This is a genomic window from Nocardia sp. CA-129566 (genome assembly GCF_050956075.1).
Lineage (GTDB): Bacteria > Actinomycetota > Actinomycetes > Mycobacteriales > Mycobacteriaceae > Nocardia.
Genome location: NZ_CP192085.1, coordinates 7435173 through 7449825 on the forward strand (window position 1 = coordinate 7435173; position 14653 = coordinate 7449825).

13 protein-coding genes are annotated in these 14653 nt (G+C 65.5%); 5 read left to right on the top strand and 8 right to left on the bottom strand.

Annotated features, from left to right (window positions below; genetic code table 11):
* The first annotated feature begins 165 nt into the window (after positions 1–165).
* From ACQP0C_RS32915 to ACQP0C_RS32925, 3 genes are all read left to right on the top strand, one after another.
* Positions 166–2475 (top strand): FdhF/YdeP family oxidoreductase, encoded by a 2310-nt coding sequence (locus ACQP0C_RS32915; RefSeq protein WP_433726358.1) that lies wholly within the window; start codon positions 166–168, stop codon positions 2473–2475.
* 76 nt (positions 2476–2551) lie between these two features.
* Entirely contained in the window at positions 2552–3385 is an 834-nt protein-coding gene (fdhD, locus tag ACQP0C_RS32920) for a formate dehydrogenase accessory sulfurtransferase FdhD (RefSeq protein WP_433726360.1), read from the top strand.
* A gap of 67 nt (positions 3386–3452) precedes the next feature.
* On the top strand, positions 3453–3986 hold the full coding sequence (locus ACQP0C_RS32925) for a hypothetical protein (protein ID WP_433726362.1): 534 nt from the start codon (positions 3453–3455) through the stop codon (positions 3984–3986).
* Positions 3987–4060: 74 nt separating this feature from the next.
* Here ACQP0C_RS32925 and ACQP0C_RS32930 read toward each other — a convergent pair whose 3' ends face one another.
* Both ACQP0C_RS32930 and mihF read right to left on the bottom strand, forming a co-directional pair.
* The gene (locus ACQP0C_RS32930) at positions 4061–4471 is read right to left on the bottom strand and encodes an NUDIX hydrolase (protein ID WP_433726364.1); all 411 of its coding nucleotides are present in this window, start codon (positions 4469–4471) and stop codon (positions 4061–4063) included.
* 16 nt (positions 4472–4487) lie between these two features.
* Positions 4488–4802: an integration host factor, actinobacterial type gene (gene mihF / locus ACQP0C_RS32935; RefSeq protein ID WP_354960125.1), complete on the bottom strand. Its 315-nt coding sequence runs from the start codon at positions 4800–4802 to the stop codon at positions 4488–4490.
* A 556-nt stretch (positions 4803–5358) separates the two neighbouring features.
* On the opposite strand from mihF, the gene ACQP0C_RS32940 reads away from it, so the two are divergent.
* Complete coding sequence (locus ACQP0C_RS32940; RefSeq protein ID WP_433726366.1) at positions 5359–5736, top strand: nuclear transport factor 2 family protein; 378 nt, start codon at positions 5359–5361, stop codon at positions 5734–5736.
* A gap of 63 nt (positions 5737–5799) precedes the next feature.
* On the opposite strand, the gene ACQP0C_RS32945 is transcribed toward ACQP0C_RS32940, so the two are convergent.
* The 6 genes from ACQP0C_RS32945 to ACQP0C_RS32970 all read right to left on the bottom strand — a co-directional run bounded on the left by ACQP0C_RS32945 (position 5800) and on the right by ACQP0C_RS32970 (position 11866).
* Positions 5800–6234 (bottom strand): STAS domain-containing protein, encoded by a 435-nt coding sequence (locus tag ACQP0C_RS32945; RefSeq protein WP_433726368.1) that lies wholly within the window; start codon positions 6232–6234, stop codon positions 5800–5802.
* Positions 6235–6506: 272 nt separating this feature from the next.
* Positions 6507–7787 (bottom strand): ATP-dependent Clp protease ATP-binding subunit ClpX, encoded by a 1281-nt coding sequence (clpX, locus tag ACQP0C_RS32950; RefSeq protein WP_063044679.1) that lies wholly within the window; start codon positions 7785–7787, stop codon positions 6507–6509.
* A 429-nt stretch (positions 7788–8216) separates the two neighbouring features.
* Positions 8217–8885 carry an ATP-dependent Clp protease proteolytic subunit gene (locus tag ACQP0C_RS32955; RefSeq protein ID WP_354960993.1) on the bottom strand — a complete coding sequence of 223 codons (669 nt, stop codon included), beginning with the start codon at positions 8883–8885 and terminating at the stop codon, positions 8217–8219.
* A 45-nt stretch (positions 8886–8930) separates the two neighbouring features.
* Complete coding sequence (locus ACQP0C_RS32960; protein ID WP_433680192.1) at positions 8931–9539, bottom strand: ATP-dependent Clp protease proteolytic subunit; 609 nt, start codon at positions 9537–9539, stop codon at positions 8931–8933.
* 179 nt (positions 9540–9718) lie between these two features.
* On the bottom strand, positions 9719–11104 hold the full coding sequence (gene tig / locus ACQP0C_RS32965) for a trigger factor (protein WP_433726370.1): 1386 nt from the start codon (positions 11102–11104) through the stop codon (positions 9719–9721).
* A gap of 168 nt (positions 11105–11272) precedes the next feature.
* Positions 11273–11866 carry an FKBP-type peptidyl-prolyl cis-trans isomerase gene (locus tag ACQP0C_RS32970; RefSeq protein ID WP_433726372.1) on the bottom strand — a complete coding sequence of 198 codons (594 nt, stop codon included), beginning with the start codon at positions 11864–11866 and terminating at the stop codon, positions 11273–11275.
* A 277-nt stretch (positions 11867–12143) separates the two neighbouring features.
* Here ACQP0C_RS32970 and ACQP0C_RS32975 point away from each other — a divergent pair, with 277 nt between their 5' ends.
* Entirely contained in the window at positions 12144–14612 is a 2469-nt protein-coding gene (locus ACQP0C_RS32975) for a phosphoketolase family protein (RefSeq protein WP_433726374.1), read from the top strand.
* Positions 14613–14653: the final 41 nt, after the last annotated feature.

Here is a 14653-nt window from a genome sequence, read left to right on the forward strand (position 1 = left end):
GACCCACGCGGTCGGCGAATTCTCCCGGCAGAGTGTATACAATTTGAATCGAGCAGTCTCGGGCATGCCGCAGCCACCCAGCCGGGGGCACATGTACGAGCGCGGCGACCCAGGATCAAGCAAGGGCGCCGCGACAAGATTCGTGCGAAGAGGACAATATCCAGCATGCACCGTAAAGGGCCGACACAGGACATCGACGAGTCCGCGCTGACCGTGACCCCGCCGAAAGAGCAGGCCGCGGGCGTGACCGCAGTGGCCGTCGCGCTCAAACGCGCGGTGGAGGAGATGGGGGTCGTCCGGACCACCCGCACGCTGGCCCGGGTCAATCAGGTGCACGGTTTCGACTGCCCCGGCTGTGCCTGGCCGGAGCCGACCGGGCACCGTCGCCCGGCCGAGTTCTGTGAGAACGGCGCCAAGGCCGTCGCCGAGGAGGCGACGCTGCGCACCGTCACCCCCGAATTCTTCGCCGCGCACTCGATCGAGGAACTGGCGGGCAAATCCGGCTATTGGCTGGGCCAGCAGGGCCGACTCACCCACCCGATGGTGCTGCGCCCCGGCGACACGCACTATTCGCCGATCGAGTGGGATGACGCCTACCGGCTCATCGTCGAGCACCTGAATGCCCTGTCCTCCCCGGACGAGGCCCTGTTCTACACCTCCGGCCGCACCGCCAATGAGACGGCGTTCCTGTATCAACTGCTGGTCCGCAGTTTCGGCACCAACAATCTGCCGGACTGTTCGAATATGTGCCACGAATCCTCCGGCGCCGCGCTGACCACCTCGATCGGCATCGGCAAGGGTTCGGTCTCGATCGATGACTTCACCAAGGCCGATCTCATCATCGTCGCAGGCCAGAACCCGGGCACCAATCATCCGCGCATGCTCAGCGCGCTGGCGAGCGCGAAGGCCAATGGCGCCAAGGTCATCGCGGTCAACCCGCTGCCGGAGACCGGACTGCTCGGTTTCCGCGACCCGCAGACCGTCAAGGGTTTCACCAGCGGCGTCGCCATCGCCGACGACTTCCTGCAGATCCGCCTCGGCGGCGATATGGCGCTGTTCCAGGGCCTCGGCAAACTGCTGTTCGAGGCCGAGGACCGCGCGCCCGGCACGGTGGTCGACCGCGAGTTCGTCGACGCCCACTGCGCTGGCTTCGCCGAATACGAAAAGAATGTACGCGCCGTCGATCTCGACACCGTCCGCACCGCGACCGGCCTGTCCGACGACGACTTGAACCGCACCGCAACACTTCTGGCCGAGTCGAAGAACGTCATCATCTGCTGGGCGATGGGGCTGACCCAGCAGCGTCACGCTGTCGCCACCATCGAAGAGGCCACCAATCTGCTACTGCTGCGCGGCATGATCGGCAAGCCCGGCGCCGGTGTGTGCCCGGTGCGCGGCCACTCCAACGTCCAAGGCGACCGCACCATGGGCATCTGGGAGAAAATGCCCGACGCCTTCCTCGACGCACTCGACCGCGAATTCGGCATCACCAGCCCACGTCACCACGGCTACGACACCGTCGAGGCCATCCGAGCCATGCGCGCCGGCACCGCGAAGGTGTTCCTCGGCATGGGCGGCAATTTCGTCTCCGCCACCCCCGATACCGAGGTGACCGAGGCCGCCCTGCGCAGCTGCGCGCTCACCGTGCACGTCTCGACCAAACTGAACCGCAGCCATATCGTGCACGGCCGCACCGCACTGATCCTGCCCACCCTCGGACGCACCGACCTCGACCTGCAAAACGGCACGAAACAACAAGTGTCGGTGGAGGATTCGATGTCGATGGTGCATCTGTCCACCGGCCGACTGCAGCCGGTCAGCGATCAACTGCGCAGCGAAGTCGCCATCGTCAGCGAACTCGCCCGAACCCTCTTCGGCGCCGAGCACCCGGTGCCGTGGGCACAGTATCAGCACGACTACGACAAGATCCGCGACGCGATCGCCCGCGTGGTACCCGGCTGCGCCGACTACAACAGGCGGGTCCGCGACCGCAACGGCTTCGTCCTACCACACCCGCCGCGCGACTCCCGCGAATTCCGCACCGCCACCGGCAAAGCCAATTTCGCGGTCAACGAACTGAGCTGGGTCCCGGTCCCCGAGGGCCGACTGATCCTGCAGACCCTGCGCAGCCACGACCAGTACAACACCACCATCTACGGCCTCGACGATCGCTACCGCGGCGTCCACGGCGGCCGCAAGGTGATCCTGATGCACATCGACGACATCACCGAATTCGGTTTCGTGGATGGCGATCTGGTCGATCTGATCTCCGAATGGACCGACGGCACCGAGCGCAAGGTGACCGGCTTCCGCATCGTCGAATACTCCACCCCGCGCGGTAACGCCGCCGCCTACTACCCTGAAACCAATCCGCTGGTTCCGCTGGATCACGTTGCGGCACGGTCGAATACACCGGTCTCCAAAGCGGTGACCATCCGAGTCGAACCGCACGTCCATACCGGACAGCCCACATGAGCAACCCCACCGAGCGAATCAGGTCGCACCGCACACCGCGCGCGCACGACCGAGCCGACCGTGGAGAGGCGCAGTCGTGAGTAGAGTCACCGCCCGCAGACGGATGCGCCGCATCTCCCCCAACGGCATTGTCGAGCGCCCGGATTCACTCGCCGTGGAGGAGCCGCTGGAAATCCGCCTCGACGGCCAGTCGCTCACCGTCACCATGCGCACCCCCGGCAGCGATATCGAACTCGTACACGGATTCCTGTTGGGCGAAGGCGTCATTCACACCGCCGAGGATGTGGTCAGTGCCCGCTACTGCGCGGGCACCGATGAGGACGGCCACAACACCTACAACGTCCTCGACATCCACCTACGCACCCCCACCCCCGTCCACGCCCGCAACTTCCTCACCACCAGCGCCTGCGGCCTCTGCGGCAAAACCGCACTCGACGAGGTCCGCACCCGCACCCGATACCCGCTCCCGACCAGCTCGATCACCCTCGACAGCGATGCCCTCGCCGTCCTGCCCGACCGATTGCGCACCCGCCAAACAGTTTTCGACGCGACCGGCGGCCTCCACGCCGCGGGGCTGTTCACCACCGACGGCACCGCACTCGCCGTACGTGAAGACATCGGCCGCCACAACGCCGTCGACAAAGTCCTCGGCTGGGCCCTGCTCCAAAACCGCATCCCCGCACACGACCTCATCCTCATCGTCAGCGGCCGCGCCTCCTTCGAACTCGTTCAAAAGGCCGTCATGGCGGGCATCCCCATGCTCGGCGCCGTCTCCGCCCCCAGCTCACTGGCCGTCGACCTCGCCACCGAATCCGGCCTCACCCTGGTCGGTTTCCTGCGCGGCGACACCATGAACATCTATACCCGTCCGGACCGGCTGACCATTACCGACGAGGTCGCCGCCTATTGATCACGGCCGGTGTCCGTTTTACGGTGACAACACCAGATCCATAGTTCGGCGATGAACGGAGACACCGATGCGGATCACGGTCGATGGCAAATCCGGCGGACTACGCGTGCGTATGCGGTTCGAACAGCAGCGCAACCGCTGGCTGGCCGTTCGAATCATATTGGGGGTATTGGCATTCCAGGGCGCGATCGTCGGCCTGTGGGCGGTTTTCGCGCCGCATTCGTGGTACACCAGCTTTCCGGGCTTCGGCATGCAGTGGATCTCGGCCGACGGTCCGTACAACCACCATCTGGCCTCCGACGTCGGTTCGTTCTTCCTGGCGCTGACCGCGGTGACCCTGGCCGCGCTGTTCCTCGGCGGCAGCGCCCTGGCCCAGGTCGCGGGCCTGGGCTGGCTGGTCTTCGGTGTACCGCACCTGATCTATCACGTCTCGCACAAGCCAGCCGAGATGGGCGCGGGCAGTTTCACCCTCAGCATCGCCGGCGCGGTGCTGATCGCGGTCCTCGGTCTGGCGCTGATCCTGATCACCCCGCGCGGGCCGCAGTTGCGCGATCCCGACCCGATCACCTTCCGACTACCCCGCCGCCGCACACCCCGCTGACTCCCGAAACAGTCAACGCCCCACAGCGCATGCCATGGGGCGTTTGGTCTGTCAGAAGTGAATGCGTCCGACGTTCAGGGCGCGTCCCACTCGCCGATCTCGGTCAAATGGTCGAGGGCCCGCACCACCGCCGGTGCGCACCGATGACCGTCGCCCGGTCCGAGCCACGCCATCTCGGCGATCTCCGCGGCCGGAGCCGGTGTGCCGTTACCGGGTGCGCGGAAGCAGTGCATCTGCACGAGCGTTCCGGGACGCCCGTGGGCGGGGGCCGTAATGGTCACCACGGGCGTGATCCGGTGCTCCTCCAACTCGACGCCTACTTCCTCGCGAACCTCACGAACGAGCGCTCCGGCCAGGGTTTCCCCGGGCTCGGGTTTGCCACCCGGTAGATAGAAGGCGTCGCGTCCCTCGGTCCGGACCGCGAGCAAGCGGCCGTTCTCGACGCACAGCCACGCCACCGACGTGAGCGTTGGTTCCCCGATCATGGTGCGACTGTAGTTGTCAGTCCTTCAACGCTTCGAGCAACGCCGCACGCTGGCGCGCGCCGAGTCCGCCGATGCGACGGTCCTCGGGGATCTCCGCCTGGTCCATCAGCTTGGCGGCCTTTACCGGTCCGACGCCGGGCAGCGCCTTGATCACGGCAGCGACCTTGGTCTTCTTGACCAGGTCATCGCTGTCGGCCTTCTTCAACAGTTCGGCGACCGATACCTTTCCGGCCTTCACCTTGCCGATCAGTTCCGAGCGTGCCTTGCGGACCGCAGCCGCTTTGGCCAACGCCTCGGTGCGCTGTTCGGCGGTCATGGTAGGCAGTGGCATGTCTCCTCCGCTTTCACTCGTCACTCGAACATCTGGTTGACCGGACCGAGTAAACAGCACTACAAGCACCACACTAGCTCGACACACCGGGATCGGACGGCGGGAAATAGCGACGAGTTTTCTGGAACCAGTGCGCACACCCTGGTAAAAGAGGCAGCCGCAGGCAGTAACATGCGAAGCCTCAATGCCGAAACCACTAGCAGACGCACCAGTGCGGGACAGAAGGTTCAACGGCGAACCAGGGAATCAACGGCGATTCCGGCACCGGGCGCGATCGGGCGGCACAGGGATGTGACAAGCGATCGTCACCGTATCCTCGAGCACTAGCGCGCCAACAAGAATACCGAGTGGGCATGGTCGGCCCGTTCGGTGCGCAAGATGCCAGGACCAGTGCTGGCGCGGGGGGCCATCTGCGCCAGTACGTCATCCACCCTCCCGGCTATCGGGATTCCCCTCAACGCAACCACGGGACACTGCTAGGCTCCGAATTAGAACACGTTTCAATTCGTTGCCCTGGGTGACTGCCTTCCGGTCGCTCGAAACAAGAGGGGTTTTCATGGCACAGCAGATCCGCGATGTGGTCGAGCAGTACGTCAAACTGGTCGGCTCCGGTCCCACCGAGGAGATCGTCGATCTCTACGCGCCCGACGCGGTGGTGGAGGACCCCATGGGCACCGAGCCCAAGCGTGGCCACGACGCCATTCGCGAGTTCTACGACGTGATCGCCAATCTCGATCGGGAGACCGAGTTGCGGCCGGAGACGATCCGCATCGTGGGCAACCACGCCGCCTTCATGTTCACCCTGGTCACCAAGTTCGGCGAGCAGCGCTTCACGCTCTCGCCCATCGATGTGATGGAGTTCGACGACGAGGGCCGGATCGTCAGCATGCGCGCCTACTGGAGCCAGGACGATATGCGCAGCGAAGCAATCTGAATCGGCGCGACCGATACGCGGGTGCGGCAGTCGAATTCGACTGCCGCACCCGCGTATTCGCTATCAGGCGCTCACGCGCGCCACCTCGGACGGCTTCGCCCGCACGACCGCGGCGAGGCTCGGCACGATATCGAACACCGCGGCATGACCCGCAACCCCGAGCAGCCGGTCCACGCAGCGCGGGCCGGTGATCAACTGAAGTCGTCGGCCGCTGCGGGCGCACCAGGATCGGGCATCCATCAGAACCCGGAGCCCGGCGACGCCGAAGAACGTCACCTGCGATAGGTCGATGACCAGCACCGCAGCCGCCGTGGGCAGTGCCCCGAGCAGGGACCGGCGCAGAGCATCCGCCGTCAGGTAATCCACTTCACCGCCCACCGCGCACAACGTGATCGAATCCATCGGCGGTAAGACCGCGATGGACAGACGATCGGTGGTTTGTCCGGATTCGCGCACGGCAGCCGCGCTGTCATCCGAGGAAATTGAAACTATCGACATGAGGGACCTCGGTCCGTCGCACCCGCCGACCAAAAACCTTGCAGGCGGGATCTTTTCGCCCGATCCGTGGACGGACCAAGACTGGGCTGGTTACTCAACCGTTCCCTAGGAGTACCCCAACCGAGAGCTTCGTACACATAAAGCTAGTTCGAACGTGATCGCCGTAACATCGCCTGGTGGTATACCAGCGGCGGCATCGAGGAGCGCGCCCGGGCCAGCCGGAAGCAACGCAGGTTGCGGTTGCATTCGTCTGACCCGGTCCGCGTCGTGATCTACGCCGACTTCTCCCGGCGCTCCGCACGCTGTGCCTTGCGCGGCACGATGGTCGGCAGCACGTTGTCGTTGACGGTATCGGCGTTGACGACCACCTTGGCGACGTCGTCGCGGCTGGGGATATCGAACATCGCCAGCTGCAGGACTTCCTCCATGATGGCGCGCAGGCCACGGGCGCCGGTGCCGCGCAGGATCGCCTGATCGGCGATCGCCTCGAGCGCGTCATCGGTGAACTCGAGGTCGACGCCGTCCATCTCGAAGAGCCGCACGTACTGCTTCACCAGCGCATTCTTCGGCTCGGAGAGGATCTTGACCAGCGAATCCTTGTCCAGGTTCGTCACCGAGGCGACGACGGGCAGGCGGCCGATGAATTCCGGGATCAGACCGAACTTGATCAGATCCTCGGGCATCACCTCGGCGAAGTGATCATCGGTATCGATTTCGGCCTTGGAACGCACCTCGGCACCGAAGCCGATACCGCGGTGACCGGTGCGATCGGAGATGATCTTCTCCAGCCCGGCGAACGCGCCAGCCACGATGAAAAGCACGTTGGTGGTGTCGATCTGGATGAATTCCTGGTGCGGATGCTTGCGCCCACCCTGCGGCGGCACGCTGGCCTGCGTACCCTCCAGGATCTTCAACAGCGCCTGCTGCACACCCTCGCCGGAGACATCGCGGGTGATCGAGGGGTTCTCGCTCTTGCGCGCGATCTTGTCGACCTCATCGATGTAGATGATGCCCGTCTCGGCCCGCTTCACGTCGTAGTCCGCGGCCTGGATCAGCTTCAGCAGGATGTTCTCGACATCCTCACCGACATATCCGGCCTCGGTCAGCGCCGTGGCGTCGGCGATGGCGAACGGGACATTGAGCATCTTGGCCAGCGTCTGCGCCAGATAGGTCTTACCGCAGCCGGTGGGGCCGAGCATGAGAATGTTCGACTTGGCCAGCTCGACGGTCTCGCCCCGGCTGTCGCGCCCCTTATCGCCCGCCTGGATGCGCTTGTAGTGGTTGTAGACGGCGACGGCGAGCGTGCGCTTGGCGGTGTCCTGCCCGATGACGTAGTTCTCCAGGAAATCCCGGATCTCGGCCGGCTTCGGCAGCTCATCGAGTTTGACCTCGCTGGACTCGGCCAGCTCTTCCTCGATGATCTCGTTGCATAGATCGATGCACTCGTCGCAGATGTACACCCCTGGTCCCGCAATGAGCTTCTTGACCTGCTTCTGACTCTTTCCGCAGAACGAGCACTTCAGCAGATCGCCGCCATCTCCGATGCGCGCCATCTCGTGGGTCCCTACTTCCTTGTCCGCCTGCAACCGTCTATCCAGGTTGCCAGCAATCCGCCACCCTCGGGTGTAATCACGAACACCTCGAGCGAATCCGACGTTCGAGCACTGCCGTCAACCGGGAGCAAAGGTCCCTAGGTCGACCGTACCCGGTGTGCGCGACGGAGGTCGACAACTCGAGCATGTTTCTCGCCGGGGTTCTACGAGTTCTTACCACTATGGAACACGTTCACCCCGATCGACGGCCATTCGACACGCCTGGCCGCCCGCCCCGGAATGCCTTCTGCCGGACACCGTTCCGGCCGATCGACTTTCCTGAAGCAGTCCGGCCGGGCCACATGCCGAGTGGCACCTGTCCCGGCCGGAATATCCTGACATAGAGCAACTTACGAGCGATCAGCGCACCGCGCCAGTCGGCGCGGCTTCTTACTTCTGGGCGCTGAGCTTGCGGTAGTCGAACACCGTATCGATGATCCCGTACTCCTTGGCCTCCTCGGCCGTCAGGATCTTGTCGCGGTCGGTGTCCTTGCGGATGGTGTCCGCATCCTTGCCGGTGTGGCGCGCCAGCGTGGTCTCCATCAGGCGGCGCATGCGCTCGATCTCGGCGGCCTGGATCTCCAGGTCCGAAACCTGCCCCTGAATACCGCCCTCCAGCGATGGCTGGTGGATGAGGACCCGGGCGTTGGGAAGGCATGCGCGCTTGCCGGGGGTACCGGCGGCGAGCAGCACGGCGGCGGCCGATGCGGCCTGACCGAGGCAGACGGTGGCGACATCGGCACGCACGTACTGCATGGTGTCGTAGATCGCCATCAGCGAGGTGAACGAGCCGCCGGGCGAGTTGATGTACATGGTGATGTCGCGATCGGGATCCAGCGACTCCAGCACCAGCAGCTGCGCCATGATGTCGTTGGCCGAGGCATCGTCGACCTGCACGCCGAGGAAGATGATGCGCTCCTCGAACAGCTTGTTGTACGGGTTGGACTCCTTGACACCGAAGCTGGAGTGCTCGATGAACGAGGGCAGGATGTAGCGCGACTGCGGGCTCGCCGGAGCGGTGCCGCCGAGACCGGCGCGCGGGTCGAACTGATTGACCATCTTCGTCTCCAAAGTCGTTGAGGGGGAACGGATCTGCGTGTTCAGTTAGCTACCCGCGCCGTTCGCCTGCGCCCCGTGGGCGATCACGCGGTCGATGAAGCCGTATTCCAGCGCCTGCGCCGCGGTGAACCAGCGGTCGCGGTCGGCATCGGCGGTGACCTGCTCGATCGGCTTGCCGGTGTGCAGCGCCTGCAGCTCGTTGAGCTCGCGCTTGGTGTGCGCGAACTGCTCGGCCATGATCGCGATATCGGCCGCGGAACCGCCGATGCCCGCCGAGGGCTGGTGCATCATGATCCGCGCGTGCGGCAGCGCGCTGCGCTTGCCCTTGGTGCCGGCGGTGAGCAGGAACTGCCCCATCGACGCGGCCAGCCCCATGCCGAAGGTGGCGATATCGCATTCGACGAACTGCATGGTGTCGTAGATGGCCATGCCCGCGGTCACCGAGCCGCCGGGCGAGTTGATGTAGAGCAAGATGTCGCGAGTGGGGTCCTCCGCCTCGAGCAGCAGCATCTGCGCGCACAGCTTGTTGGCGATGTCGTCGTCGACCTGAGTGCCGAGGAAGATGATGCGCTCACGCAGCAGGCGCTCGTACACCGAATCACTGAGGTTCAGACCAGCAGTCGCGGATGTCATGACGACCCCTGCCTTGTTCATTGTCACGGATACCTGCCTTCTCTCACCGGCTCGTTGCTGATGCCGAACAGCCATCTCTGGTTCGCTTGTCACAAACATTAACGAAGCAGGGCGGCACCGAACTCCCGGTACCGCCCATCTTCGCTCACAGCGCAATCTCGCACCCATCCGGGAGGCGACCACGCTGGCATTTCATGAAGTTATTCGGCGCTCGCCGCGGCGGTCCCGGTGGACTCGTCGGACTCCGCCGCGTCGGCGGAACCCTCAGGGGCGCCGAACATTTCGGCGGTGTCCACGGTGTTGCCGTCGGTGTCGGTGACCTTCACCTTGCCGACCACACCGGCCAGCGCCTTGCCGCGGCGGACGTCGGCGAAGACCGCGCCGAGCTGGCCCGCCTGCTGCACCTGCTGGATGAACTGCTCGGGCGACAGACCGTAGCGCTGCGCCTGGAACAGGATCCGCTCGGTGAGCTCCTCCTGGCCGACCTGAGTGTTGTCCGCCTCGGCGATGGCGTCCAGCAGCAGCTGGGTCTTCACCGACTTCTCGGCGGACTCCTTGGTGTCCTTGTCGAACTCCTCGCGGCTGGAGCCCTGGGCCTCGAGCGCCTCGGCGAGCTTGGCCTCGTCGTGGTCGAAGCCGTGCACCGCATCGTGCAGCACGGCGTCGATCTCGGCCTGCACGACCGCCTCGGGCAGCGGCACCTCGACCTGCTCGAGCAGGGTCTCGAGCACCTTGTCGCGGATCTGACCGGCCTGCTCGACCTTCTTGACCCGCTCGACCCGGTTGCGCAGGTCTTCCTTCAGCTCGTCGAGGGTGTCGAATTCGCTGGCCAGCTGGGCGAAGTCGTCGTCGGCCTCGGGCAGCTCGCGCTCCTTGACCGAGCGCACGGTGACGGTGATGACCGCCTCCTTGCCCGCGTGCTCACCGGCGACCAGAGTCGAGGTGAATTCCTTGGACTCGTCGACCGAAAGGCCGACCAGCGCCTCGTCCAGGCCCTCGATCAGCTGGCCGGAGCCGACCTCGTGGGACAGGCCGGTGGTGGCCGCCTCGGGCACGTCCTCGCCGTCGACGGTGGCCGAGAGATCGATGGAGACGAAGTCGCCGTCCTGGACCGGACGCTCGACACCGGTCAGGGTGCCGAAGCGCTGGCGCAGCGACTGCAGCTGCTCCTCGATGTCCTCGTCACCGATGGTGAACGAATCGACGGACACCTCGATGTCGTCGTAGGCGGGCAGGGTGATCTCGGGGCGCACGTCGACCTCGGCCGTGAACGCCAGCTCCTGGCCGTCCTCGATCTTGGTGATCTCGATCTCGGGCTGGCCGATGACCTTGACCTCGGAGGTGGTGACGGCCTCGCTGTAGCGGCCGGGCAGTACGTCGTTGACGACCTGCTCCAGGATCGCGCCGCGGCCCAGGCGGGCCTCGATGAGCTTGGCCGGGGCCTTGCCCGGACGGAAGCCGGGGATGCGAACCTGGTTGGCCAGCGCCTTGTAGGCCTTGTCGAAGTCCGGCTTCAGCTCCTCGAAAGGCACCTCGACGTTGATCCGGACCCGGGTCGGGCTCAGCTGCTCGACGGTGCTCTTCACGGACATGCTCCTTGTTCGTTGGTTCCGGTCGACTTGCTTGTGGCCGACTTGCTAGGGGTACTCACGAGCGAAATCGCCGCACGAGTTAACGTGCGCATCTCGACCAGGTTAGTTGACCGGTCGTGGCGGGCTGCAGGCAGCACCGCCGCCGAGGACCGCGCGCCGTCGTCACTTGCCGACGGTGACGGCGTCGGTGACGAAGACCAGCGTCTCGTTGGGCTTGATGCCATTGCCACCTGCGCCGTAGCCGAGGTTCGGCGGGATGATCAGCAGCCGCCGCGCGCCCGCCTGCACACCGACCAGGCCCTGCTCCCAACCCGGGATGACCTGTCCGGCGCCCAGCGTGAGCTGGAACGGCTTGCCGCGGTCGAACGAGCTGTCCAGCTTCTTCTTATCCGACCAGGTGATCAGCGTGTAGTTCATGGTGAGGGGCTGACCGGCGACCGCACCCGGACCGCTGCCCGCGACCAGATCCTTGACGACGAGCTGGGTCGGCGCTGTGCAGGTGTCGGGGATGGTGATCTTCGGAGCGGCGCCGAAACCGCCGACCACCACGATGTCATCGGCGGTGCATTCGGCTCCGGTGGGCTGCGCGGGCAGCTGGCCGAAGGTGGGCTGCGCCGACGCCTTGGCGGGCGACGAGGCTGCCGACGACGACGGGGTGGTCGACGAGCCCTTGTCACCGTCCGAGCCACAGGCGGCCAGCGCGAATGTCGCCGCGGCGATGGTGCCGATACCGATGATCCTGCGCAGTGTTTGCATGTGGCGGACCATAATCCACCGCGAATCGCCTCGACCGAGCCGCCCTTCGATAGGGCGAGGACCGATGGCACCGGATCGGGTGACCTCCGGCACGAGACGGGCCGACCCCCGACGCGGGACGGTGAGAACCGATCGGCGCGGGACCCCGCGTGGGTAGGCTGGCGGTGAATTCTCCATCCGGCGTTATCGATCGACGTCGGCAACCGTGCAGGACCCGGTGACAGGCGGTCCGTCCAGGTGCCGCTTGGCGATGCCCGAATGTGAGGAGAGTCGGCGAATGACGCAGATGGCCAGTGTCGGGGGCGATACCTCGGCCGACAATGTCGACAGCAGCAGCGGCGCCACCATCGCACCGCGGTCGTATCAGCTCGGGGAGGTCTCCGGCCCCCTTGGACGCACGGAACTGGAATCGATCGACGCGTGGTGGCGTGCCGCGAACTATCTCGCGGTCGGCCAGATCTATCTGATGCGCAATCCGCTGCTGCGCGAACCGCTGCGGGCCGAACACATCAAGCCGCGGCTGCTCGGCCATTTCGGCACCGTGCCCGGCCTGAACCTGGTCTGGGTGCACGCGAATCGGGCGATCCGGCAGCGCGATCTGAACGCCGTCTTCGTGGCCGGTCCCGGGCACGGCGGCCCCGGGCCGAATGCCTGTGCCTGGCTGGAGGGCACGTATTCGGAGCTGTACAGCCATGTACCGCAGGACGAAACCGGAATGGGCGCGCTGTTCGCCCAGTTCTCCTTTCCCGGTGGCGTGCCGAGTCACTGTGCGCCGGAGACGCCGGGTTCCTTCCACGAGGGCGGTGAGCTCGGCTATTCGCTGCTGCACGCGTTCGGGGCGGCGCTCGATAATCCGGATCTGACGGTGTTCTGCGTGATCGGTGACGGTGAGGCGGAGACCGGGCCGCTCGCCACCAGTTGGCACGCCAACAAATTCCTCAATCCGGGGCGCGACGGGGCGGTGCTGCCGATTCTCGCGTTGAACCAGTACAAGATCGCCAATCCGACCATCCTGGCGCGCATTCCGGAGTCGGAGTTGCTGACGCTGCTGCGCGGATACGGCTACGAGCCGATCGTCGTCGCGGGCAGCGACCCGGCACGGGTCCACCAGGAGATGGCGATCGCCGTGGACGCCTGTCTGGATCGCATCGCGGAGATTCAGCGCATCGCCCGCGCGGGAACCGATGGGGTGCGCCCGGTTTGGCCGATGATCGTGCTGCGCACGCCGAAGGGGTGGACCTGTCCGCCGGTGGTCGACGGCGATCAGGTCGAGGGCACATTCCGCGCGCATCAGGTGCCATTGGCGGCCGCGCGCACCGATGACCGGCATCGCGCGGTACTCGAGCAGTGGTTGCGGGCCTATCGTCCGGAGCAGCTCTTCGATGAGTCCGGCAGACCGGTTCCGGCCCTGCTCGAACTCGTTCCCGACGGCGACCGGCGACTGAGCGCGAATCCCATTGCCAACGGGGGCAGGCTCGTTCGAGACCTACGGCTGCCGGATTGGCGTTCCTACGGCGTCGAGGTACACGAGTCGGGCGCGACGCAGCACGAGGCTACCCGGGTGCTCGGCGGATGGCTGCGCGATGTCACCGCTCGCAATCCCGATAACTTTCTGACCTTCGCGCCCGACGAGCTGGCCAGCAATCGGCTGCAGGACATTCTGCAGGTCACCGGACGCGCGTGGCAGGCCGAAATCGGTGAATTCGATGTGGGCCTGGACCGGGGCGGGCGGGTCATCGAGGTGCTCTCCGAGCATATGTGCCAGGGACTGCTCGAGGGCTATCTGCTGACCGGTAGGCACGGGGTGTTCACCTGCTACGAGGCATTCATCCACATTGTCGACGCGATGTTCAACCAGCACGCCAAATGGCTGGACGCGAGTGCGGCGGTGCCGTGGCGGCAACCGATCGCGAGCCTGAATTACCTACTGTCGTCACATGTTTGGCGACAGGACCACAATGGCTTCACTCATCAGGACCCCGGATTCCTCGATGTGGTGCTGAACAAGAAGCCGTCGATCGTGCGGGTGTATCTGCCGCCGGACGCGAATACGCTGCTGTCGACCTACGACCACTGTCTGCGCTCGCGGCACTACGTCAATGTGGTGGTCGCGGGCAAACAGCCGCAGGCGGACTGGCTTTCGGTTTCCGATGCGGAGGTGCACTGTGCGCGCGGGGCCGGAATCTGGGAGTGGGCCGGGCAGCACGATGATCCCGGCAGCACACCCGATGTCGTACTCGCCTGCGCCGGCGATGTGCCGACGCTGGAAACGCTTGCGGCGGCGGCGATTCTGCGGGCAAGGCTGCCACAGCTACGGATCCGAGTGGTGAATGTGGTGGACCTGATGCGGTTGCAACCCGCGGACGAACATCCGCATGGACTGTCCGACAGTGAGTTCGACGCGCTGTTCACACGGGACCGTCCGGTGATCTTCGCGTTCCACGGGTATCCGTGGCTGATCCACCGCCTGACCTACCGCAGAGCCAACCACGATGGGCTGCATGTGCGCGGCTACCGCGAAAAGGGCACCACTACGACGCCTTTCGATATGGTGATGCTCAATGACCTGGACCGGTATCACTTGGTGATGGACGTCATCGACCGGGTGCCGACACTGCGGGAGCAGGCGGCCGGGCTGCGGCAGGAAATGGTCGATGCCCGCTGGCACGCCCGCGCGTGGACGCGCGAACACGGCGAGGACATCCCGGCCGTCGCCAACTGGACCTGGCCGGACGTCAGTCTCTGAGCAACGCCGCGAAACCTCCTTGCGTGCGGTGCGCGGCTCGG